The 22,555-nt window shown below is 68.3% G+C and carries 20 protein-coding genes and 3 tRNA genes; all 23 read left to right on the top strand.

The genetic code is table 11. The features are described from left to right. Window positions 1-52: 52 nt before the first annotated feature. Window positions 53-125 (top strand) — tRNA-Thr (locus QSK15_RS26275). A gap of 24 nt (window positions 126-149) precedes the next feature. Further along, window positions 150-222: transfer RNA gene (locus QSK15_RS26270), tRNA-Met, on the top strand. A gap of 132 nt (window positions 223-354) precedes the next feature. Next, window positions 355-522, top strand: a complete 168-nt coding sequence (gene rpmG / locus QSK15_RS26265) for a 50S ribosomal protein L33 (RefSeq protein ID WP_007073056.1) — start codon at window positions 355-357, stop codon at window positions 520-522. A gap of 125 nt (window positions 523-647) precedes the next feature. After that, complete coding sequence (locus tag QSK15_RS26260; RefSeq protein ID WP_030329856.1) at window positions 648-1,094, top strand: MaoC family dehydratase N-terminal domain-containing protein; 447 nt, start codon at window positions 648-650, stop codon at window positions 1,092-1,094. Between the two features lies 1 nt (window position 1,095). Further along, window positions 1,096-1,488, top strand: a complete 393-nt coding sequence (locus tag QSK15_RS26255) for a MaoC family dehydratase (RefSeq protein ID WP_285796786.1) — start codon at window positions 1,096-1,098, stop codon at window positions 1,486-1,488. A 129-nt stretch (window positions 1,489-1,617) separates the two neighbouring features. After that, window positions 1,618-1,690 (top strand) — tRNA-Trp (locus tag QSK15_RS26250). Between the two features lie 213 nt (window positions 1,691-1,903). Continuing rightward, window positions 1,904-2,293 carry a preprotein translocase subunit SecE gene (gene secE, locus QSK15_RS26245; protein ID WP_030329860.1) on the top strand — a complete coding sequence of 130 codons (390 nt, stop codon included), beginning with the start codon at window positions 1,904-1,906 and terminating at the stop codon, window positions 2,291-2,293. A 38-nt stretch (window positions 2,294-2,331) separates the two neighbouring features. After that, complete coding sequence (nusG, locus tag QSK15_RS26240) at window positions 2,332-3,054, top strand: transcription termination/antitermination protein NusG (RefSeq protein WP_285796785.1); 723 nt, start codon at window positions 2,332-2,334, stop codon at window positions 3,052-3,054. 186 nt (window positions 3,055-3,240) lie between these two features. Then, on the top strand, window positions 3,241-3,672 hold the full coding sequence (rplK, locus tag QSK15_RS26235) for a 50S ribosomal protein L11 (RefSeq protein WP_030329864.1): 432 nt from the start codon (window positions 3,241-3,243) through the stop codon (window positions 3,670-3,672). 78 nt (window positions 3,673-3,750) lie between these two features. Continuing rightward, window positions 3,751-4,467 (top strand): 50S ribosomal protein L1, encoded by a 717-nt coding sequence (rplA, locus tag QSK15_RS26230; protein ID WP_285796784.1) that lies wholly within the window; start codon window positions 3,751-3,753, stop codon window positions 4,465-4,467. A 79-nt stretch (window positions 4,468-4,546) separates the two neighbouring features. Continuing rightward, entirely contained in the window at window positions 4,547-5,422 is an 876-nt protein-coding gene (locus QSK15_RS26225; RefSeq protein ID WP_285796783.1) for an ABC transporter ATP-binding protein, read from the top strand. Further along, window positions 5,419-6,108 carry a hypothetical protein gene (locus QSK15_RS26220; protein WP_285796782.1) on the top strand — a complete coding sequence of 230 codons (690 nt, stop codon included), beginning with the start codon at window positions 5,419-5,421 and terminating at the stop codon, window positions 6,106-6,108. Before QSK15_RS26225 ends, QSK15_RS26220 begins: the two co-directional genes overlap by 4 nt. A 337-nt stretch (window positions 6,109-6,445) precedes the next feature. Beyond that, window positions 6,446-6,991 carry a 50S ribosomal protein L10 gene (gene rplJ / locus QSK15_RS26215; RefSeq protein WP_030329872.1) on the top strand — a complete coding sequence of 182 codons (546 nt, stop codon included), beginning with the start codon at window positions 6,446-6,448 and terminating at the stop codon, window positions 6,989-6,991. 54 nt (window positions 6,992-7,045) lie between these two features. After that, window positions 7,046-7,435 carry a 50S ribosomal protein L7/L12 gene (gene rplL / locus QSK15_RS26210; protein WP_285796781.1) on the top strand — a complete coding sequence of 130 codons (390 nt, stop codon included), beginning with the start codon at window positions 7,046-7,048 and terminating at the stop codon, window positions 7,433-7,435. A 569-nt stretch (window positions 7,436-8,004) separates the two neighbouring features. After that, window positions 8,005-11,436: a DNA-directed RNA polymerase subunit beta gene (gene rpoB, locus QSK15_RS26205; RefSeq protein WP_088987568.1), complete on the top strand. Its 3,432-nt coding sequence runs from the start codon at window positions 8,005-8,007 to the stop codon at window positions 11,434-11,436. 80 nt (window positions 11,437-11,516) lie between these two features. After that, window positions 11,517-15,404 (top strand): DNA-directed RNA polymerase subunit beta', encoded by a 3,888-nt coding sequence (locus QSK15_RS26200; protein WP_030329878.1) that lies wholly within the window; start codon window positions 11,517-11,519, stop codon window positions 15,402-15,404. 94 nt (window positions 15,405-15,498) lie between these two features. Then, window positions 15,499-15,867, top strand: coding sequence for a hypothetical protein (locus tag QSK15_RS26195; protein ID WP_210859764.1), 369 nt, complete (start codon window positions 15,499-15,501; stop codon window positions 15,865-15,867). A 710-nt stretch (window positions 15,868-16,577) separates the two neighbouring features. Continuing rightward, window positions 16,578-16,958, top strand: coding sequence for a hypothetical protein (locus QSK15_RS26190; RefSeq protein ID WP_285797141.1), 381 nt, complete (start codon window positions 16,578-16,580; stop codon window positions 16,956-16,958). A 508-nt stretch (window positions 16,959-17,466) separates the two neighbouring features. Next, complete coding sequence (gene rpsL, locus QSK15_RS26185) at window positions 17,467-17,841, top strand: 30S ribosomal protein S12 (protein WP_007465318.1); 375 nt, start codon at window positions 17,467-17,469, stop codon at window positions 17,839-17,841. A gap of 1 nt (window position 17,842) precedes the next feature. After that, on the top strand, window positions 17,843-18,313 hold the full coding sequence (gene rpsG, locus QSK15_RS26180; protein ID WP_007465317.1) for a 30S ribosomal protein S7: 471 nt from the start codon (window positions 17,843-17,845) through the stop codon (window positions 18,311-18,313). A gap of 74 nt (window positions 18,314-18,387) precedes the next feature. After that, window positions 18,388-20,484 (top strand): elongation factor G, encoded by a 2,097-nt coding sequence (fusA, locus tag QSK15_RS26175; protein WP_030329884.1) that lies wholly within the window; start codon window positions 18,388-18,390, stop codon window positions 20,482-20,484. 212 nt (window positions 20,485-20,696) lie between these two features. Beyond that, a complete protein-coding gene (tuf, locus tag QSK15_RS26170; RefSeq protein ID WP_285796780.1) occupies window positions 20,697-21,890 on the top strand; it encodes an elongation factor Tu in 1,194 nt (397 codons plus the stop codon). A gap of 350 nt (window positions 21,891-22,240) precedes the next feature. Further along, window positions 22,241-22,549: a 30S ribosomal protein S10 gene (gene rpsJ / locus QSK15_RS26165; protein WP_007073037.1), complete on the top strand. Its 309-nt coding sequence runs from the start codon at window positions 22,241-22,243 to the stop codon at window positions 22,547-22,549. The last annotated feature ends 6 nt before the right edge of the window (window positions 22,550-22,555 follow it).

The following is a 22,555-nucleotide window of genomic DNA, read 5'->3' as shown; positions in this document are numbered from 1 at the left end:
GAGCCGGGCCGTGTACTCTTACTCCTGCGCGCCCCACGGGGAGATCGCGCAGGCCCCCTTAGCTCAGTCGGCAGAGCGTCTCCATGGTAAGGAGAAGGTCTACGGTTCGATTCCGTAAGGGGGCTCGAGGGTTCAGCTGGACCCATCGCAGCGGTGTAGCTCAGATGGTAGAGCAAGCGGCTCATAATCGCTGTGTCGCCGGTTCAAGTCCGGCCACCGCTACTCTCGTCTTCCGGGCTAGTTGCCGGTGGTCGTAAGAATGGGCGCTTCTGGCGCCCACTTTGCATGTCCGCGCTGTCAGCGTCTAGGCTGGCGCGTCGTAGTTGTTTCCGTTAGCGAGGAAGGCACTCCGCCGTGGCGAAGGCTACCGATGTCCGGCCGAAGATCACTTTGGCGTGTGTGGAGTGCAAGGAGCGCAACTACATCACGCGCAAGAACCGGCGCAACGACCCCGACCGCATCGAGCTGAAGAAGTTCTGCCCGCGCGACGGTCGGCACACGGTCCACCGCGAGACCCGCTGATCGTTGGCCGGCTTCGGCCGGCCACCGTCGAGGCTTTTCTGATCGCCGATCTGACCGGTTTGGTGCGGCTCCGCCGCCGCCTACCGATCAGGTCGGCGATTGGGCTTTCCGTGTAGGTTCGCCGCATGCCTCTGGACGCCTCCTTCGTCGGCCGGACCTATCCGCCGACCGCCCCCTACCAGGTGGGCCGAGAAAAGATCCGCGAGTTCGCCACCGCCATCGGCGCCACCGATCCGGCCCACCACGACCCGGAGGCCGCGCAGGCGCTGGGCCACCCCGACGTGGTGGCTCCGCCGACCTTCCCGGTGATCGTCACGATGGCCGCGAGCCGCCAGATCATCGAGGACCCGGCCCTGGGTGTCGACTACAGCCGCCTGGTGCACGGCGACCAGCGGTTCGCGTACACCAGGCCGGTGTTCGCCGGCGACGAGCTGGTCTGCACCAACACCATCGAGGACGTCAGCACCCGGGGTGGGCACGGCTTCCTGACCACCCGCACCGACGTGAGCACCGTCGGCGGGGAGCCCGTGGTGGCGGTCTGGGCCAGGTATGTCATCCGTGGGGAGGCGTGAGATGGAGTTGCCAGCACAGACGTTTCGGGTGACCCGTGCGGACCTGGTCCGTTACGCCGGCGCCTCGGGCGACTTCAACCCGATCCACTGGAGCGACCGGGTCGCCACCTCTGTAGGTCTGCCCGGGGTGATCGCCCACGGCATGTTCACCATGGCGCTGGTCGGCCGGGCAGTCACCGAGTGGGCCGGTTCGCCGGACGCGGTGGTGGAGTACGGCGTGCGGTTCACCCGGCCGGTGGTGGTTCCGGACGATGACCAGGGGACCGAGATCGAGGTCACCGCGCGGGTCCGCGAGGTGACCGAGGACGGCCTCACCCGCCTGGAGGTGACGGCCACCTGCGTGGGGGAAAAGGTGCTGTCACAGGCGCGGGCAACCATCCGGTCGGCGCGTTGAGCGGAGCCCGCCACGCGTGGCGGAGAGACCGGTTGGGAAAGTCGGGCGGCTACCCGTACACTGGTCCGCCGTGGGGCAAGTGACCCCTGCTCGGTCGTCTGTGGCCGCGTGGGGCGAGTGTTGCCGCATAGGGGTGTAGCTCAATTGGCAGAGCAGCGGTCTCCAAAACCGCAGGCTGCAGGTTCAAGTCCTGTCACCCCTGCGCCTCAGGCCTGACCGTTCCCGTGGGTCGCGCCGCCAGCTCGGCGGCGTCCGGCCCGTGGTGGTGGCATCGGCGGGGTGGTTCCGAGGCAATCGGGCCCTCCGGCTGATCCACCGGCCGCGGCCCGTCGCGGGACGGTTGGGTCCGGCCGGCGTGACCAGCGCCGCGTACGCCACTCGGCGTGCGACCCAAGATTCCGCGACGGAGGGCGAAGTGGCCGACAACAAGCGGCGCGACGACGACGGCGACGATCGTCTGGACGACGAGATCGTCGACGACGTGGCCGACGACGACGCCTCCGGCGCGGACGAGCCGGTTTCCCGGGGCGGCACCGCCACGCGGTCCCGCGCCCGGGCGGAGTCGGCGGACAGCCGGCCGACCACCCGGTCGGAAACGGGTCGGGTGGGCGTCTTCGGGCGCATCGCCCGGTTTTTCCGCGAGGTTGTAGCCGAACTGCGTAAGGTCATCTGGCCGACCCGCAAGGAGTTGCTGACCTACACCGCCGTGGTGGTGGCGTTCGTCGCGGTGATGCTGACGATCGTGGGTGTGCTGGACTTCGGCTTCGCCAAGGTCGTGTTGTTTGTCTTTGGCAACTCGGACTGACCGGCTGCCTCCAGCCATAGTGACGGAAGTGAGCGAGCGTGCCTGAGTACGACGAGACCGCCGGACCGGTGGACGAGCAGTCCACGGTCGCGACGGCGGCTGGTGACGAGTCGGTTGAGGCCGCCAGCGAGCCGGATTTCCCAACGACCGAGCCCGCACCGGACGAGGACTACGACCCGGTCGCGGAGCTGAGGCAGAAGCTGCGCTACGCGCCGGGTGACTGGTACGTGGTGCACTCGTACGCCGGCTACGAGAACAAGGTCAAGACCAACCTCGAGACCCGGATCACGAGCCTCGACATGGAGGACTTCATCTACCAGGTCGAGGTGCCGACCCGGGAAGAGGTCGAGGTCAAGAACGGTAAGCGTTCGCAGATCCAGGCGAAGGTCTTCCCGGGTTACATCCTGGTCCGGATGGAGCTGACCGCCGAGTCCTACTCGTGTGTCCGGAACACCCCGGGAGTGACCGGCTTCGTCGGCGCCACCGACCGGGCTGACCGGCCCGCTCCGCTCTCGCTCGACGAGGTGCTGAAGTGGCTGGCGCCGGCCGTCGAGACCGAGCAGAAGAAGGCGAAGCCGGAGATCAAGGTCCTCGACTTCGAGGTGGGCGACTCCGTCACCGTCACCGACGGCGCGTTCGCGTCGCTGCCGGCCACGATCAGCGAGATCAACGCCGACCAGCAGAAGCTCAAGGTGCTGGTGTCGATCTTCGGTCGGGAGACTCCGGTGGAGCTCAACTTCAACCAGGTCGCCAAGATCTGACTGGTCGTCGGCGGCGGGTCCGGCCCGCCGCCGACGTCGGCGTACGCGCTCCCGCTCGACCTCGGCGGACGAGTGGGCTGCGGCCTGCGCTACCCTTGAATGTCGCCGCTGTCCCATCGCGCTGACCGTGCGCGCCCGAGGGCGGCGACAGCCGCATTTTCCCAGCTCCAAGCCCCAGGAAGTGACATGCCTCCGAAGAAGAAGCTCGTCAAGACGTTCACGCTTCAGTTGCCGGCGGGCCAGGCCACGCCGGCGCCGCCGGTCGGCCCCGCGCTCGGCCAGCACGGCGTGAACATCATGGAGTTCTGCAAGTCCTACAACGCGCAGACCGAGTCCCAGCGGGGCGACATCGTCCCCGCCGAGATCAGCGTGTTCGAGGACCGGTCCTTCACGTTCGTGCTGAAGACCCCGCCCGCCGCCCGGCTGCTGCTCAAGGCCGCCGGTGTGCAGAAGGGGTCTGGCGTTCCGCAGTCCGACAAGGTCGGCGCGGTCAGCCGCGGCCAGCTCCGTGAGATCGCCGAGAAGAAGATGGCCGACCTCAACGCCAACAGCATCGAGCAGGCCGAGAAGATCATCGCCGGCACCGCCCGGTCGATGGGCATCACCGTCAACGACTGACGTCGGCCCAGGCCGTCGACCCAACCGTGGGAGGGCCCGCGCCGAGCGGCCCGCCAGAGACCACAGGAGTAATCAGCAATGCAGCGCAGCAAGAGCTACCGCAAGGCCGCCGACGTCATCGACCGGTCGAAGCTCTACACCCCTTCCGAGGCCGTGAAGCTGGCCAAGGAGACCACCAACGTCAAGTTCGACGCCACGGTCGAGGTCGCCATGCGCCTCGGCGTCGACCCCCGCAAGGCGGACCAGATGGTCCGCGGCACGGTCAACCTGCCGCACGGCACCGGTAAGACCGCCCGCGTGATCGTGTTCGCCAGCGGCGCGAAGGCCGAAGAGGCCGCCGCCGCGGGTGCGGACGAGGTGGGCACCGACGAGTTGGTCGCCCGGATCCAGGGTGGTTGGCTCGACTTCGACGCGGCGATCGCCACGCCGGACCAGATGGCCAAGATCGGCCGGATCGCGCGGATCCTGGGCCCGCGCGGTCTCATGCCGAACCCGAAGACCGGCACGGTGACCATGGACGTCACCAAGGCTGTGCAGGACATCAAGGGCGGCAAGATCACCTTCCGGGTGGACAAGCACTCCAACCTGCACCTGATCATCGGCAAGGCCTCCTTCACCGAGGGCCAGCTGGTGGACAACTACGCAGCGGTGCTCGACGAGGTGCTGCGCGCCAAGCCGTCCGCGGCCAAGGGCAAGTACCTCCGCAAGGTCATCCTCACCACCACGATGGGCCCGGGTGTCCCGGTCGACCCGAACCTGGTGAAGAACCTTCGGGAGGACCAGGCCGAGGCCTGAGTCGACAGTTCGCTCCGCCGGGGCGCCGCCACGACCGTGGCGGCGCCCCGGCGCGTTCGAGGTGTGGCAGGCTCGGCCCATGCGGCTGGAGAACGTCTGGTTGCGGTACCACCGGCGGGGGCCGTGGGTGCTGCGGGGCATCGATGTGCGGATCGGCCCCGGCGAGGTGGCGATCGTGTCGGGCCGCAACGGGGTGGGCAAGTCGACACTGCTCCAGGTGGCCGCGGGGGTCCTCCGTCCGGGACGAGGCCGGGTCTCCGGCCGGCCGGCGCGGGTGGGCTGGGTGCCGGAGCGGTTCCCCGCCGACCAGCCGTTCACGGTGACCCGCTATCTGACCGGGATGGCCCGGGTGGCGGGGCTGGGCAGGGCCGCGGCCGACGAGGCGGTGACCTCCTGGACCGACCGGCTCGGGCTGTCCGCCTTCCGCTCGGTCCGGCTGCCGGAGCTGTCCAAGGGCACCGCGCAGAAGGTCGGCCTCGCCCAGGCGATGCTGCGCCCGCCGGGCCTGCTGGTCCTGGACGAGCCGTGGGAGGGGCTGGACGCCACCACCCGTGAGCTGGTGCCCGAGCTGATCGCCGAGGTGCTCGCCGCCGACGGGTTCGTCCTGGTGAGCGACCACCGGGGCGAGACGGTCCGGCTGCCGGACGCGCGTCGCTGGTTGGTGGCCGACGGGTCGCTCTCCGAGGAGACGTCGTCGACGGACGAGACGATCGCCGTGGTCGAGGTCGCGGTGCCGGCCGCGCGGGTCGCCGGCACCGTCGCCCGGTTGCGCGCCGAGGGCCATCACGTTCTTCGGGTACGCCCCGACGCCGCCGCTGCCGTACCCCAGGCCGGACCCACCGAGCCGCTCCGGGCAGCGGGTGCCGCCCCACCCGCCGAGCCGTCGATCGGGGTGACCGAGCAGCCGGGGGCCGCCGACGCGGTGGTCGAGCCGGCAGCGGGGGAGGCCCGGTGAACGCCCTGATCCGGATGCGGTTGGCCGGTTTCCTGCGTACCGGCCGGGCGCTGGCACCGCTGCTCGCCGGCCTGATCACGCTCGGCACCCTCTACGGCGGTGGCCGTGCCCAGCCGGCGGAGGCGTACGGCGTCTCCGCTGTCGTGCTCTTCCCGGTGCTCGCCTGGCAGACCAAGATCCTGTTGGACGTCGAGCCGGACGTGCAGCGTCGGCTGGCGCAGGTGACGGTAGGGGCGGCGCGGGAGCGGCTGGCCGGGCTGCTCGCGGCAGCGGTGGCGGCGCTGGTGACGGTGGCCGTCGCGTTGCTCTTCCCGTGGCTGGTGGGCGGGGTGTCCGGCCCGGTCGATCCGGGGGACCGGTCGATTCCGGTCGGGCTCGCGCTGGGGCTGTGGGCGCACCTGCTGGTCGTACCCGCTGCTGTTGCCCTTGGTGCGCTGGCCAGCCGGGCGTCGGTGGGTGGCGCCGGGTACGGCATCGCGGTGTTGGTCCTCGGCGGGGTCGGCGCCCTGGTGCTCGGTCTGACCGGTTCGGTGGCCCCCTGGCTGGCGCCGCCGATCATGGCGGCGGCGCGCACGACCGGCGGCGAGGCCGCCGTGCTGACAGTGCTGGGGCTGAGCGGGTGGGCGCTGGCCTGGAGTGGTGCGGTGATCGGCGGCTACCTGTGGCGGCGGCGGGCCCAGGGCTGACCGCCACCGGCGTCGGTGGCCCGGCTCACAGGCCGCGATTTGGTGCTGGTGACCCGGGCGCGTAGTCTTCAACAGTCATCCGTGTTCTCATGGATGAGGAACCACCCAGAGACCGCTGGTCACCGTGCTCCGGCACGGTCGAAGGTCCCGCGACAACGGGCGACCCGCGTAGGGCGGCAAGCGTAACTCGGCAGTGCACGTGGTCCGCCGACCACGATCTGCCGGCCCTCGCCCCGTGCGCCCTGCGCCGGGGCTTTTTCGTTGTCGTGCTGCCTCCGCCCCCGTTCCGGCTTCGGCCGAGACGGGGACCAGCCTCGAGTAACGAGAGAGGAGGGACATGGCGGACAAGCCGATCCGGGCCGACAAGGCCACGGCCGTCGCTGAGCTGACCGAGAGCTTCCGCAGCTCGGGCGCCACCGTGCTGACCGAGTACCGCGGTCTGACGGTTTCCCAGCTCACCCAGCTTCGGCGCTCGCTCGGCGCCGATACCAGCTACACGGTCGCGAAGAACACGCTGGCCAAGCGTGCTGCGACGGACGCGGGCATCACCGGCCTCGACGAGCTGTTCACCGGTCCTACCGCGCTGACTTTCGTTTCGGGCGACGTCGTCGAGGCGGCGAAGGGGCTTCGCGACTTCGCGAAGGCCAACCCGAAGCTCGTCATCAAGGGCGGTGTCTTCGAGGGCAAGGCCATTTCCGCGGCCGAGGTCACGAAGCTTGCCGACCTGGAGTCCCGCGAGGTGCTGCTGGCCAAGCTGGCCGGCGCGATGAAGGGCAACCTGAGCAAGGCCGCGGCCCTGTTCCAGGCCCCGCTGTCGAAGACCGCCCGTCTGGCGGCTGCACTGCAGGACAAGCGCGAGAAGGAGGGCGCCGAGGCGGCCTGAGGCCCCCACGGCGCACCAGTTCTTACTTAACAGAAACAGGAAAGGACGCCAGACATGGCGAAGCTCAGCACCGACGAGCTGCTCGACGCGTTCAAGGAGATGACGCTGATCGAGCTCTCTGAGTTCGTGAAGCAGTTCGAGGAGACCTTCGAGGTCACCGCCGCTGCTCCGGTCGCGGTTGCCGCTGCCGGCGGTGGCGCCGGTGGCGCTGCTGCCCCGGCCGAGGAGGAGAAGGACGAGTTCGACGTCATCCTCGAGGGCGACGGTGGCAAGAAGATCCAGGTCATCAAGGTCGTGCGTGAGCTGACCGGCCTGGGCCTCAAGGAGGCCAAGGACGCGGTCGAGTCCGCGCCGAAGGCCATCCTGGAGAAGGTCAACAAGGAGACCGCCGACAAGGCGAAGGCCAAGCTCGAGGGCGAGGGCGCCAAGGTCACCCTCAAGTGACCTGACGTTCCACCTACGCGTACCCGGCTCGTGAGCTGGGACACGATTCGCGTGGCGGCGGGCGGTGATCCGACAAGGATCACCGCCCGCCGTATTGGTGGTGTTGGCTCCGATCGGCCCTGAGCTGCGCTCCGACCTGCGGGCCCGCCGACCGGAACGAGAGTGGCCGGTCGCTCTCCAGGGGGAAACACGGGGCGAGGGCAATACCGGCCCTTGACGCGGCCCGGGGCTGCCAGGCACGCTGACACCAGCAAGACACCGCGCTTGCGACGGCCACGACGTGGGTATGACAGCGGCGGCACCATCGGCCGCGGTCACCCGAGCGGCCCAGTGGGGAGTTGCGTTCTGAGCGGCCCGGCTGACCCCGGTAACGGGGGCCGAGGAGCGCTCCGCAAACAACCTGCGGGGTGGGCTGGACAGCGGTTAGCCTCTCGGCTACACTGCTAGTTTGCGCTGCCTTCCGACTTGACCCCTGCTCGGAAATGTCCGTTTACGGATATTTCTGGTGGGGTCATTGGAGTGCACGCGTACCAGCCGTTCTGCAGCACCGGTCCTCGGAAGGACGCATCTTGGCAGCTTCCCGCCCTGCGAAGACCAGTCGTACGTCGAGCGCATTCGCTCCCCGCCGAGTTTCATTCGGCAGGATCACCGAACACCTCGAGGTCCCCAACCTCCTTGCCATTCAGAACGAGTCCTTCGACTGGCTCGTCGGCAACGAGGCTTGGCAGGGCCGGTCGGCGGACGACCCGCACGCACGCTCGGGTCTCGCGGAGATCCTTGAAGAGATCAGTCCCATTGAGGACTTTTCCGGCACCATGTCGCTCTCCTTCTCAGCGCCGCGCTTCGACGAGGTCAAGGCCTCGATCGAGGAGTGCAAGGAGAAGGACCTGACCTACTGCGCTCCGCTCTTCGTGACCGCGGAGTTCACCAACAACACCACTGGCGAGATCAAGAGCCAGACGGTGTTCATGGGTGACTTCCCGATGATGACGCCCAAGGGCACCTTCGTCATCAACGGCACCGAGCGCGTCGTGGTCAGCCAGCTCGTCCGGTCTCCGGGCGTCTACTTCGACAAGCAGCCGGACAAGACCTCCGACCGCGACCTCTCCAGCGTCAAGGTCATCCCGAGTCGGGGTGCCTGGCTGGAGTTCGACATCGATAAGCGCGACACGGTCGGCGTACGTATCGACCGTAAGCGTCGCCAGGCCGTCACCGTCCTGCTCAAGGCCATCGGATGGTCGGCTGAGCGGATCCGTGAGCGGTTCGGGTGGTCCGAGCTGATGATGACCACGCTCGAGAAGGACCACATCGCCGGCGCCGACGAGGCGCTTCTCGACATCTACCGCAAGCTGCGCCCTGGCGAGCCGCCGACGCGCGAGAACGCCCAGACCCTGCTCGACAACCTCTTCTTCAACCCGAAGAGGTACGACGTCGCCAAGGTCGGGCGCTACAAGTTCAACAAGAAGCTCGAAGTCGACGTGCCGATCACCACCGGCACGCTGACCGAGGACGACATCGTCGCCACCGTGGAGTACCTGTGCCGGCTGCACGCCGGTGAGGAGGGCTACGAGGCCGACGACATCGACCACTTCGGCAACCGGCGGCTCCGTACCGTGGGCGAGCTGATCCAGAACCAGGTTCGGGTCGGCCTGTCCCGGATGGAGCGGGTCGTCCGTGAGCGGATGACCACGCAGGACGTCGAGGCGATCACCCCGCAGACCCTGATCAACATCCGCCCGGTGGTGGCGGCGATCAAGGAGTTCTTCGGGACGTCCCAGCTGTCCCAGTTCATGGACCAGACCAACCCGCTGGCGGGCCTGACCCACCGGCGCCGGCTGAGCGCGCTCGGCCCGGGTGGTCTGTCCCGGGAGCGGGCCGGCTTCGAGGTCCGCGACGTGCACCCGTCCCACTACGGCCGGATGTGCCCGATCGAGACGCCGGAAGGCCCGAACATCGGTCTGATCGGCGCGCTGTCCACCTTCGCCCGGGTCAACCCGTTCGGCTTCATCGAGACGCCGTACCGGAAGGTCGTCGACGGTCGGGTCACCGATCAGATCGACTACCTGACCGCGGACGAGGAGGACCGGTTCGTCAAGGCCCAGGCCAACGCGCGCCTGAAGGCTGACGGCACGTTCGCCGAGGACCGGGTGCTCTGCCGTCGTAAGGGCGGCGAGACCGAGGACGTGGTCCCCGCCGCCGTCGACTACATGGACGTCTCGCCCCGGCAGATGACCTCGGTCGCAACCGCCATGATCCCGTTCCTCGAGCACGACGACGCCAACCGGGCACTGATGGGCGCGAACATGCAGCGCCAGGCGGTGCCGCTGGTCAAGGCCGAGGCGCCGCTCGTGGGTACGGGCATGGAGTACCGGGCCGCTGTCGACGCTGGCGACGTGGTGGTCGCCGAGGTCGGCGGTGTGATCGAGGATCTCTGCGCCGACTACGTCACCATCCACCAGGATGACGGCCACCGCCGGACGTACCTGCTGCACAAGTTCCGCCGCTCCAACGCCGGCTCCTGCGTCAACCAGAAGCCGGTGGTCTTCGAGGGCGACCGCGTCGAGGCCGGTCAGGTCATCGCCGACGGTCCCTGCACCGACGAGGGCGAGATGGCACTCGGACGCAACCTGCTGGTGGCGTTCATGTGCTGGGAGGGCCACAACTACGAGGACGCGATCATCCTGTCGCAGCGCCTCGTGCAGCAGGACGTGCTCACCTCGATCCACATCGAGGAGCACGAGGTCGACGCCCGGGACACCAAGCTCGGTCCGGAGGAGATCACCCGCGACATCCCGAACGTCAGCGAGGAAATGCTCGCTGACCTCGACGAGCGCGGGATCATCCGGATCGGTGCCGAGGTCGTCCCCGGTGACATCCTGGTCGGCAAGGTCACGCCCAAGGGTGAGACCGAGCTGACCCCGGAGGAGCGGCTGCTCCGCGCGATCTTCGGTGAGAAGGCGCGTGAGGTTCGGGACACCTCGCTGAAGGTGCCGCACGGCGAGACCGGCACGGTCATCGGTGTGCGTACGTTCTCCCGCGAGGACGGCGACGAGTTGCCGCCGGGTGTCAACGAGCTGGTCCGGGTCTACGTCGCCCAGAAGCGCAAGATCCAGGACGGCGACAAGCTCGCCGGCCGGCACGGCAACAAGGGTGTCATCTCGAAGATCCTGCCGGTCGAGGACATGCCGTTCCTGGAGGACGGCACCCCGGTCGACATCGTGCTCAACCCGCTCGGTGTGCCGAGCCGGATGAACATCGGCCAGGTGCTGGAGACCCACCTCGGTTGGGTCGCCAAGACCGGATGGAAGGTCGAGGGCGACGACGCCGAGTGGAAGCGCCAGCTTCGCTCGATCGACGCGCACGAGTCCGAGGGTGACACCAACGTGGCCACCCCGGTCTTCGACGGTGCCCGCGAGGAGGAGATCTCCGGTCTGCTCGAGTCGACCCTGCCCAACCGGGACGGCAAGCAGCTGATCGGGCGTACCGGCAAGGCACAGCTGTTCGACGGTCGTTCCGGTGAGCCACTGCCGGACCCGATCGCGGTCGGCTACGTCTACATCCTGAAGCTCAACCACCTGGTCGACGACAAGATCCACGCTCGGTCGACCGGCCCGTACTCGATGATCACGCAGCAGCCGCTGGGTGGTAAGGCGCAGTTCGGTGGTCAGCGTTTCGGTGAGATGGAGTGCTGGGCGATGCAGGCGTACGGCGCTGCCTACGCCCTGCAGGAGCTGCTCACGATCAAGTCCGACGACGTGCTCGGCCGGGTGAAGGTCTACGAGGCCATCGTCAAGGGCGAGAACATCCCGGAGCCGGGCATCCCGGAGTCGTTCAAGGTGCTGCTCAAGGAGCTGCAGTCGCTGTGCCTCAACGTCGAGGTGCTCTCCAGCGACGGTGTGGCCCTGGAAATGCGCGAGACCGACGACGAGGTGTTCCGGGCCGCTGAGGAGCTGGGCATCGACCTGTCCCGGCGCGAGCCGAGCTCGGTCGAAGAGGTCTGAGGTGTGCGGTCGGGGGCCGGCGAGCCGGCCCCCGACCCCGCCCGAGAATTAGCAGTACAGACGACGACATAGGGGACATAGTGCTCGACGTCAACTTCTTCGACGAGCTGCGCATTGGTCTCGCCACCGCTGACGACATCCGTCAGTGGTCGCACGGCGAGGTCAAGAAGCCTGAGACGATCAACTACCGCACCCTGAAGCCGGAAAAGGACGGGCTCTTCTGCGAGAAGATCTTCGGTCCGCAGCGGGACTGGGAGTGCTACTGCGGTAAGTACAAGCGGGTCCGGTTCAAGGGCATCATCTGTGAGCGCTGCGGCGTCGAGGTGACTCGCTCCAAGGTCCGTCGTGAGCGGATGGGGCACATCGAGCTCGCCGCTCCGGTGACCCACATCTGGTACTTCAAGGGCGTTCCGAGCCGGCTGGGCTACCTGCTGGACCTCGCCCCCAAGGACCTCGAGAAGATCATCTACTTCGCCTCGTACGTCGTGACGAGCGTGGACGCGGAGTCGCGTCACCGTGACCTCTCGACGATCGAGAACGAGATCCTGGCCGAGAAGCGGCAGTCCGAGAACAGCCGCGACTCGGAGATCGAGAAGCGGGCCGCCAAGCTCGAGGCCGACCTGGCCGAGCTGGAGGCCGAGGGTGCCAAGGCGGACGTCCGGCGCAAGGTCAAGGAGGGCGGAGAGCGCGAGATGCGCCAGATCCGCGACCGGGCCCAGCGCGAGATCGACCGCCTGGACGAGGTGCTGGACACCTTCCGCAAGCTGGAGCCGAAGCAGCTCGTCACCGACGAACTGCTCTACCGCGAGCTGCGCGACCGGTTCGGTGAGTACTTCACCGGTTCCATGGGCGCCGAGGCGATCAAGGCGTTGGTCCAGAACATGGACCTCGACGCCGAGGCCGAGAGCCTGCGGGAGACCATCCGGTCCGGCAAGGGCCAGCGGAAGATCCGGGCGCTCAAGCGACTGAAGGTCGTCGCGGCGTTCCTGAACACCCGCAACTCGCCGCTCGGCATGGTGCTGGACTGCGTCCCGGTCATCCCGCCGGACCTGCGCCCGATGGTGCAGCTCGACGGTGGCCGGTTCGCGACCTCGGACCTGAACGACCTGTACCGCCGCGTGATCAACCGGAACAACCGCCTCAAGCGGCTGATCGACCTCGGCGCGCCCGAGATCATCGTCAACAACGAGAAGCGGATGCTCCAGGAGGCCGTCGACGCGCTGTTCGACAACGGCCGTCGCGGCCGGCCGGTCACCGGCCCGGGTAACCGCCCGCTCAAGTCGCTGTCCGACATGCTCAAGGGCAAGCAGGGCCGGTTCCGCCAGAACCTGCTGGGCAAGCGCGTCGACTACTCCGGCCGTTCGGTCATCGTGGTCGGCCCGAAGCTCAAGCTGCACCAGTGCGGTCTGCCCAAGCAGATGGCGCTGGAGCTGTTCAAGCCGTTCGTGATGAAGCGGCTGGTCGACCTCAACCACGCCCAGAACATCAAGTCCGCCAAGCGGATGGTCGAGCGTCAGCGCCCGGTCGTGTGGGACGTGCTGGAAGAGGTCATCGGCGAGCACCCGGTGCTGCTCAACCGGGCGCCGACCCTGCACCGCCTGGGCATCCAGGCCTTCGAGCCGCAGCTGGTCGAGGGCAAGGCCATCCAGATCCACCCGCTGGTCTGCACCGCGTTCAACGCCGACTTCGACGGTGACCAGATGGCGGTGCACGTGCCGCTGTCCGCCGAGGCTCAGGCCGAGGCGCGGATCCTGATGCTGTCGTCGAACAACATCCTCAAGCCGGCCGACGGTAAGCCGGTCACCATGCCCACCCAGGACATGGTCATCGGTCTGTACCACCTCACCCACCGCACCGCTGGTGAGAAGGGCGAGGGCCGGGCGTTCAGCTCGGACGCCGAGGCGCGGATGGCCTTCGACAACGGCGAGCTGCACCTGCAGGCGCCGGTGAAGATCCGTCTGCGTGACGTGGTCGGGGTCGACAATGGTGCCGGCGCCGAGGCGTGGACCGCCCCGGAGGGCTGGGTCGAGGGTGACCCGCTGACCGTGGAGACCACCCTGGGTCGGGTGCTGTTCAACGAGACGCTGCCGCAGGGCTACCGCTTCGTGAACTACGAGATCCGCAAGGGTCAGCTCTCCGCGATCGTCAACGACCTCGCCGAGCGCTTCCCCAAGGTGGCGCTGGCCGCCACCCTGGACGGGCTCAAGGAGGCCGGTTTCCACTGGGCCACCTGGTCCGGCGTGACGATCGGTATGGAGGACGTCATCGCGCCGCCGCGTAAGGCGGAGATCCTGGCCCGGTACGAGAAGGACGCCGACCAGATCGACAAGCAGTACCAGCGTGGTCTGATGACCGCCGAGGAGCGCCGCGGCGAGCTCATCGAGATCTGGACCAAGGCGACCAACGAGGTCGCCAAGGAGATGGACACCGCGCTGCCGCAGGAGAACCCGCTGTGGAAGATGATCAACTCGGGTGCTCGCGGTAACCTGCTCCAGCTCCGGCAGATCGCGGCGATCCGTGGTCTGGTGGCCAACCCCAAGGGCGAGATCATCCCGCGGCCGATCAAGGCCAGCTACCGGGAGGGTCTGTCCGTGCTGGAGTACTTCATCTCCACGCACGGTGCCCGCAAGGGTCTGGCCGACACCGCGCTGCGTACCGCCGACTCGGGTTACCTGACCCGTCGTCTGGTGGACGTCTCGCAGGACGTCATCATCCGTGAAGAGGACTGCGGCACCGACCGGGCGATCCCGATGCAGATCGGCGAGAAGCTCGACGGCAAGCTCGTCGTCCACACCCACGCCGAGACCAGCGTGCACGCCCGGACCCTCGCCGACGACATCAAGGGGCCGGACGGCACCGTGGTCGCCGAGCGCGGGCAGGACATCAACTCCATCGGGGTCGACAAGATCGTCGCCGCTGGTGTGGAGACCGTCCGGGTGCGCAGCGTGCTCACCTGCGAGTCGAAGCTCGGCGTCTGCGCGGCCTGCTACGGCCGGTCGCTGCCGACCGGTAAGTCGGTCGACATCGGCGAGGCGGTCGGCATCATCGCCGCCCAGTCCATCGGTGAGCCCGGTACGCAGCTGACGATGCGTACCTTCCACACCGGTGGTGTCGCGGGTGAGGACATCACCCAGGGTCTGCCGCGTGTTCAGGAAATCTTCGAGGCTCGGGTCCCGAAGGGTAAGGCGCCCATCGCCGACACCCCCGGCCGGATCCGGATCGAGGACGGCGAGCGCTCGCGCAAGATCATCGTGGTGCCGGACGACGGCAGCGACGAGATCGTCTACGACAAGATCTCGAAGCGCGTCAAGCTCCGGACCCACGACGGCGGTCACGTCGCGGTCGGCGAGAAGCTGACCGAGGGCACCATCGACCCGCACGAGCTGCTGCGGATCATGGGTCCGCGGGCGGTCCAGGTCCACCTGACCAGTGAGGTCCAGGAGGTCTACCGCTCGCAGGGTGTGCTCATCCACGACAAGCACATCGAGATCATCATCCGCCAGATGCTCAAGCGGGTGACGGTCATCGACTCCGGCTCGACCGAGTTCCTGCCGGGTGTGCTCGTCGACCGGGCGCTGTTCGAGTCGGAGAACCGCCGGCTCGTCTCGGAGGGCGGCGAGCCCGCCGCCGGTCGTCCGGTGCTGATGGGTATCACCAAGGCCTCGCTGGCCACCGACTCCTGGCTCTCGGCGGCCTCCTTCCAGGAGACCACCCGGGTGCTGACCGACGCCGCGATCAACTCGCGCAGCGACTCGCTGGTCGGCCTCAAGGAGAACGTGATCATCGGAAAGCTCATCCCGGCCGGTACCGGCATCAGCAAGTACCGCAACGTCCGGGTCGAGCCGACCGAGGAGGCGAAGGCCAAGGTCTACTCGATGACCGGTTACCCGGAGACCGACTACGGGTTCGGGCCGGCCAGCGGGCAGGCCGTGCCGCTGGACGACTTCGACTTCGGGTCGTACCGCTAAGCACCAGTCACCCGACGAGGCCCCCGGTGAAAGCCGGGGGCCTCGTCGTGTCCGTGCCCACCCACCCTGCGACCGGGTTCGGCATGATGGGGGTATGACGACAGCACCCGGGCAGGTGTCCGTCGCCCAGCCGGACCTGCGTCACCCGCTGGACCCGGACCCGGCCCGTGCCACGAAGGCACGGGCGGTCTTCGCGCTGGGCCTGCTCGGCATGCTGACCGGGTTGTTCATCGGTGGCGTGGTGCCGGCCACCGTGGCCCTGCAACTGGCCCGGCAGGCGCGCCGCGAGGCGTACGCCTCGGGGGGTTTCCTGACCGGCAGCGTGTGGCTGCGACGGGGGGAGCGGATGGCCTGGACCGGTCTGGTGCTGGTCGCGGTCAGCGTGGTGGCCGCAGTGGTCATCGGGGTGGTCCGGTTGGCCGGTGCCCCGTTCGGCCACGACTACCCGGCGAACATGGACTGAGGCCGCCGGTGGCCGCGCCCGGCGCGGGCGGTGGCGCTCGCGGCGGTAGCCTGGCCGGTGTCCGCCGCGTGGCGGTGGCGGCCTTTCGACAGGAGGACCTCGTGACGGAACCGGCGCGGCCCCCTGCGGACGAACCGGACGGCCCTCCGGACCCGCCGGCGCCTGCCTCCGAGCCGAGTGACTGGGCGCGGCCGGGCCCGGGCGGTGCGGAGCACCCTCCCGCGCCCGCCCCGGATGCGCCGCCCGCGTCGGGGCCGTACCCCGGGTGGGGCACGACCCCGACGCCCGGCTCCGGCCAGCCGCACCCGGTCTCCAGCACGCCGACCCCGACGCCGCAGGGCTGGGGTCCGCCGTCGTCGGGGTCGGGTGTGCCGCATGGTTGGGGTCCGTCGCCAGGTGGGCCGGGGGTGCCGTACGGGTGGGGTCCGCCGTCGTCGGGGCCGGGTGCGCCGCATGGTTGGGGTCCGCCCTCGTCGGGGTCGGGCGTGCCGCATGGTTGGGGTCCACCGCCAGGTGGGCCGGGGGCACCGTACGGGTGGGGTCCACCGTCGTCGGGGCCGGGTGCGCCGCACGGGTGGGGCCCGCCGTCGCCCGGGCCTGGCGGCCCGCCCGGATGGGGTCCGCCGCCGGGGCACACTCCCGGGTGGGGTGGCCCGGCGGGGCGTTCGGTGGCGCCGCCCACCGACGAGCAGCGCCGGCCGCCGAAGCGGGTGGAGTCGGTCTCGGGCACGCCGTTCGGCGTCGTGCACCTGGACGTGGCGCCGGTCACCTCCGGGCTGGCCATCGGGGCGCTGGTGGCGGGGATCGCGTCGGTCCTGGTGTCGTTACTGGTGATCTGCTTCGGAGTGGCCTTCATGAACGACGGCGGCGCCTGGGCCTCCGGAGCGTTCGCCGCGCTGGGTGTGCTGGCCGGCGGTGCGGCGGTCGTCGTCGGGCTGCTCGGCCGGCGGCAGATCGGCCGGCCGGCCGCGCCCTCCGCGGTCCAGTTCACCGGGCGTGGGCTGGCGATGGCGGGAATCAGCTGCGGCGCGGTGGGGGCGCTGCTCAGTGCCCTGGGACTGGCCCTGGCCCTGCTGCTCGCACTGACCTGAAAGTGATCACCGACAGATCCGACACCTGACGGGGGTTTCCCACGGAAGGCTTCCGGTCCGCCCGGGGGCGATGGGTGCTTCTGCGGGAGAGCCGGTACACTTGTATTCGTAGGTGCCCATCGCGGGCGACCGGGCAGGACGAGATACGGCTGGCGGGTGTGAGACTGCCGCCGGGCCATTCCGTTTTGACCTGGGCGGTTGTGGTAGGTACTCTTTCCCCTTGTGCCCGGGCATGCCCGGGCAACTCGTGCGTGCGCTGTTACCGGCTTACGGACGGCGGCACGACAAGCCAAGGATCCGGGGCGGGGCGACCCGCGTGTCGGTGACAAAACCCGGTACGCACGCGAGAGCGTCGCAACGGGGCCGTGACGAGGGCGACACGCCCGACCGCGGGTGCCGGGGCCTCCGAAAGGCGGCCCTGGTCGGAATGTAGGAGAGCCGGTCATCAGGCCGGCTAACGAGCAGACGGCGCGGCCGCGGATGCGGCCGAAGGGAGCGGAGAAACCCGGTGCCCACGATCCAGCAGCTGGTCCGAAAGGGCCGCCAGGCGAAGACGACCAAGACCAAGACCCCGGCGCTGAAGGGTTCCCCTCAGCGGCGCGGCGTGTGCACCCGCGTGTACACCACCACCCCGAAGAAGCCGAACTCGGCGCTGCGCAAGGTCGCTCGCGTGAAGCTCAGCAGCCAGATCGAGGTGACCGCCTACATCCCCGGCGTCGGTCACAACCTGCAGGAGCACTCGATCGTGCTCGTCCGCGGTGGCCGGGTGAAGGACCTCCCCGGCGTGCGTTACAAGATCGTTCGCGGTTCGCTGGACACCCAGGGTGTCCGCAACCGCAAGCAGGCGCGCAGCCGTTACGGCGCGAAGAAGGAGAAGAGCTGACATGCCGCGTAAGGGACCCGCTCCGCGGCGGCCACTGGTCGCTGACCCGGTGTACAACTCGCCGCTGGTCACCCAGCTGGTGAACAAGATCCTGCTCCGCGGCAAGCGTCAGCTCGCCGAGTCCATCGTGTACGCGGCCCTCGAGGGCTGCCGCGAGAAGTCCGGCACCGACCCGGTCGTCACCCTCAAGCGGGCGATGGACAACGTCAAGCCGACCCTCGAGGTGCGTAGCCGCCGGGTCGGTGGCGCCACCTACCAGGTTCCGGTCGAGGTCCGCCCGACCCGGGCGACCACCCTGGGCCTGCGCTGGCTGGTCACCTACTCCCGCGCCCGTCGCGAGAAGACCATGGTCGAGCGGCTGATGAACGAGCTGCTGGACGCGAGCAACGGCCTCGGTGCCGCCGTCAAGCGGCGCGAGGACACGCACAAGATGGCCGAGTCGAACAAGGCCTTCGCGCACTACCGCTGGTAACACCCTGGTTCCGGCGCCTCCGGGCGCCGGAACCGCCACCAGTTGAGTCGAGACGACGATAAGTAGGGATTGAAGTGGCCGCCGCAGACGCGCTCGCCAACGTACGCAACATCGGCATCATGGCGCACATCGATGCCGGTAAGACCACGACCACCGAGCGAATCCTGTTCTACACCGGTATCACGTACAAGATCGGTGAGGTCCACGAGGGCGCTGCCGTCATGGACTGGATGGAGCAGGAGCAGGAGCGTGGCATCACCATCACCTCCGCTGCCACCAAGTGTGAGTGGAAGGGCCACACGATCCAGATCATCGACACGCCGGGCCACGTCGACTTCACGGTCGAGGTCGAGCGGTCGCTGCGGGTCCTGGATGGTGCGGTCGCGGTCTACGACGGTGTCGCCGGCGTGGAGCCGCAGACGGAGAACGTCTGGCGGCAGGCCGACAAGTACAACGTCCCGCGGATGTGCTTCGTCAACAAGCTCGACCGGACCGGTGCCGACTTCTTCCGCTGCGTGCAGATGATGATCGACCGGCTGAACGCCACCCCGCTGGTGCTCCAGATCCCGATCGGGCTCGAGGGTGACCACATCGGTGTCGTCGACCTGATCGGCATGCGCGCCCTCACCTGGCGTGGGGAGACCCAGAAGGGTGAGGACTACGCGGTTGAGGAGATCCCGGCCGACCTGGCCGACTCCGCGGCCGAGTGGCGCGAGAAGCTGATGGAGACCCTCGCCGACGTCGACGACGCGGTGATGGAGAAGTACCTGGAGGGCGAAGAGGTCTCCGTCGAGGAGATCAAGGCCGCCATCCGGCGTGCCACCATCGCCGGCAAGGCCAACCCGGTGCTCTGCGGCTCGGCGTTCAAGAACAAGGGCGTCCAGCCCATGCTCGACGCCGTGGTCGACTTCCTGCCGTCGCCGCTGGACGTTCCGGCGATCGAGGGTACGGCCACCGACGGTGAGACCCCGCTGGTGCGTAAGCCCTCGAAGTCGGAGCCGTTCTCCGGTCTGGCCTTCAAGATCCAGACCGACAAGCACCTTGGCAAGCTCACCTACGTCCGGGTCTACTCCGGCGTGGTCGAGACCGGCACCCAGGTGGTCAACTCCACCAAGGACCGCAAGGAGCGGATCGGCAAGATCTACCAGATGCACGCCAACAAGCGGGAAGAGCGCAGCTCGGCCCAGGCTGGCGACATCATCGCGGTGCAGGGTCTCAAGCAGACCACCACCGGTGACACGCTGTCCGACCCGGCGAACCCGGTCATCCTGGAGTCGATGACCTTCCCGGAGCCGGTCATCGAGGTCGCCATCGAGCCGAAGACCAAGGCCGACCAGGAGAAGCTCAGCACCGCCATCCAGCGGCTGGCCGAGGAGGACCCGACCTTCCGCGTCAAGCTGGACGAGGAGACCGGTCAGACGGTCATCTCCGGCATGGGCGAGCTGCACCTGGACATCCTGGTCGACCGGATGCGCCGCGAGTTCAACGTCGAGGCCAACATCGGCAAGCCGCAGGTGGCGTACCGCGAGACCATCCGCCGCAAGGTGGAGAAGGTCGAGTACACCCACAAGAAGCAGACCGGTGGTTCCGGCCAGTACGCCCGCGTCATCGTGAGCGTGGAGCCGCTGCCGCTGGACAACGACTCGCCGACCTACGAGTTCGCCAACGCCGTCAGCGGTGGCCGCATCCCCCGGGAGTTCATCCCCTCGGTGGACGCGGGTGCGCAGGACGCGATGCAGTACGGCATCCTCGCCGGCTTCCCGCTTGTCGGCGTGAAGCTGACCCTGCTGGACGGCCAGTACCACGAGGTCGACTCGTCGGAAATGGCATTCAAGATCGCCGGCTCGATGGTGATGAAGGACGCGGCCCGCAAGGCCGATCCCGCACTCCTTGAGCCGATGATGGCCGTTGAGGTCACCACTCCTGAGGAGAACATGGGTGACGTCATCGGCGACCTCAACTCCCGCCGCGGCCTGATCCAGGCGATGGAGGAGCGCAGTGGCGCCCGCATCGTCAGGGCTCTGGTGCCGTTGTCGGAGATGTTCGGCTACGTCGGCGACCTGCGGTCGAAGACCCAGGGCCGGGCGAGCTACAGCATGCAGTTCGACTCCTACGCCGAGGTTCCGGCCTCGGTGGCCAAGGAGATCATCGCCAAGGCGACGGGCGAGTAGCACCCTGAGCAGGTGATTCGTGGTTGGTCGCGGGAGGTTCCACCCGCCCGCGGCCACCACGATCGGATCGCGTGAGACCGGGCCTGTAGGCTTCATCGCCGCAGAACCCACAAAGGCTCTCCGGCCGTCAGGCCGGAAAGGCTGTCGACAGAGTCCTAAGCGCCGACCGGCGCGCCGGGCGTACGAACCAAGAAGTCCACAGGAGGACACCAGTGGCGAAGGCTAAGTTCGAGCGGACTAAGCCGCACGTCAACATCGGCACCATTGGTCACATCGACCACGGTAAGACGACGCTGACGGCGGCCATCACCAAGGTCCTGCACGACCAGTACCCGGACCTGAACCCCTACACGCCGTTCGACGAGATCGACAAGGCGCCGGAGGAGAAGGCCCGCGGTATCACGATCTCGATCGCGCACGTCGAGTACCAGACCGAGTCGCGGCACTACGCGCACGTCGACTGCCCTGGGCACGCCGACTACATCAAGAACATGATCACCGGTGCCGCGCAGATGGACGGCGCGATCCTGGTGGTGGCGGCGACTGACGGCCCGATGCCGCAGACCCGCGAGCACGTGCTGCTGGCCCGTCAGGTCGGTGTGCCGTACATCGTCGTGGCGCTCAACAAGAGCGACATGGTCGATGACGAGGAGCTCCTGGAGCTCGTCGAGCTCGAGGTCCGTGAGCTGCTCTCCTCGCAGGAGTACCCGGGTGACGACCTGCCGGTCGTGCGGGTTTCGGCGCTGAAGGCCCTCGAGGGTGACCCCGAGTGGACCGCCAAGCTGCTGGACCTGATGACCGCTGTCGACACCTCGATCCCGCAGCCGGAGCGCGAGACCGAGAAGCCGTTCCTCATGCCCGTTGAGGACGTGTTCACGATCACCGGTCGTGGCACCGTCGTCACCGGTCGCGTCGAGCGCGGCGTCCTGCTCCCGAACGAGGATGTCGAGATCGTCGGCATCAAGGAGAAGGGCTTCAAGACCAAGGTCACCGCGATCGAGATGTTCCGGAAGACCCTGGACGACGCCCGCGCAGGTGAGAACGTCGGCCTGCTGCTGCGTGGTACCAAGCGCGAGGACGTCGAGCGCGGCATGGTTGTCATCAAGCCGGGCACGACCACCCCGCACACGGAGTTCGAGGCGACGGTCTACATCCTCTCCAAGGAGGAGGGCGGCCGGCACACCCCGTTCTTCCAGAACTACCGTCCGCAGTTCTACTTCCGGACCACTGACGTCACCGGTGTCGTCACCCTCCCCGAGGGCACCGAGATGGTCATGCCGGGTGACAACACCTCCATGTCGGTGAAGCTGATCCAGCCCATCGCCATGGAGGAGAACCTCAAGTTCGCGATCCGCGAGGGTGGCCGCACTGTCGGCGCCGGGTTCGTCACCAAGATCAACAAGTGAGCTAGGTAACCCCGATTAGACCCGCCGCCGGTCGTGCGGCATACTAGTCAGGTTGCGTAACGACAGTTCGTCGCCTGTGTTCGGCTTTCGCTGAACCTCCGGGTGGCGAGGCAGTCGAGCGTAGGGTGGTTGGCGGCCCAGTCGCCAACCACCCTCGCACGGCGTTCAGGTCGCGGTAATGCGATCGGCGCCTTGACCCACCGCGCGGTCAGCACCACTCCGGAACCACGGGGCGGAGCCCGGCCCGAGGGCGCGACACGCCCGACCGCGGGGGTCGGCGAAGTGGGCCTGTACCAGCCGGTACAGGCGCCCGCAACACAGCGGCATCGAGAGAAGGAACAGAAGCCACCATGGCGGGACAGAAGATCCGCATCCGGCTCAAGGCCTATGACCACGAGGTCGTCGACTCCTCGGCTCGGAAGATCGTCGAGACGGTGACGCGTACCGGGGCGCAGGTCGCGGGCCCGGTGCCGCTGCCCACGGAGATCAACCGTTTCTGCGTTATCCGCTCGCCGCACAAGTACAAGGACTCGCGCGAGCACTTCGAGATGCGCACGCACAAGCGGCTGATCGACATCATCGACCCGACCCCGAAGACGGTCGACTCGCTCATGCGCCTCGACCTGCCGGCTGGCGTCGACATCGAGATCAAGCTGTAGGGACCG

Source organism: Micromonospora sp. NBRC 107095, from assembly GCF_030269705.1.
In the GTDB taxonomy this organism is placed as follows: Bacteria; Actinomycetota; Actinomycetes; order Mycobacteriales; family Micromonosporaceae; genus Micromonospora; species Micromonospora parva.
This window is presented reverse-complemented; position numbering and strand designations above follow the sequence as displayed.

What these genes read in the sequence shown, in the direction of transcription:
- rplA (WP_285796784.1), top strand. Translation starts at nt 3,751, where the DNA reads ATGCAGCGCAGCAAGAGCTACCGCAAGGCCGCCGACGTCATCGACCGG.
- rplJ (WP_030329872.1), top strand. Translation starts at nt 6,446, where the DNA reads ATGGCGGACAAGCCGATCCGGGCCGACAAGGCCACGGCCGTCGCTGAG.
- rpsJ (WP_007073037.1), top strand. Translation starts at nt 22,241, where the DNA reads ATGGCGGGACAGAAGATCCGCATCCGGCTCAAGGCCTATGACCACGAG.
- QSK15_RS26255 (WP_285796786.1), top strand. Translation starts at nt 1,096, where the DNA reads ATGGAGTTGCCAGCACAGACGTTTCGGGTGACCCGTGCGGACCTGGTC.
- rplK (WP_030329864.1), top strand. Translation starts at nt 3,241, where the DNA reads ATGCCTCCGAAGAAGAAGCTCGTCAAGACGTTCACGCTTCAGTTGCCG.
- QSK15_RS26260 (WP_030329856.1), top strand. Translation starts at nt 648, where the DNA reads ATGCCTCTGGACGCCTCCTTCGTCGGCCGGACCTATCCGCCGACCGCC.
- QSK15_RS26195 (WP_210859764.1), top strand. Translation starts at nt 15,499, where the DNA reads ATGACGACAGCACCCGGGCAGGTGTCCGTCGCCCAGCCGGACCTGCGT.
- rplL (WP_285796781.1), top strand. Translation starts at nt 7,046, where the DNA reads ATGGCGAAGCTCAGCACCGACGAGCTGCTCGACGCGTTCAAGGAGATG.
- QSK15_RS26225 (WP_285796783.1), top strand. Translation starts at nt 4,547, where the DNA reads ATGCGGCTGGAGAACGTCTGGTTGCGGTACCACCGGCGGGGGCCGTGG.
- rpsG (WP_007465317.1), top strand. Translation starts at nt 17,843, where the DNA reads ATGCCGCGTAAGGGACCCGCTCCGCGGCGGCCACTGGTCGCTGACCCG.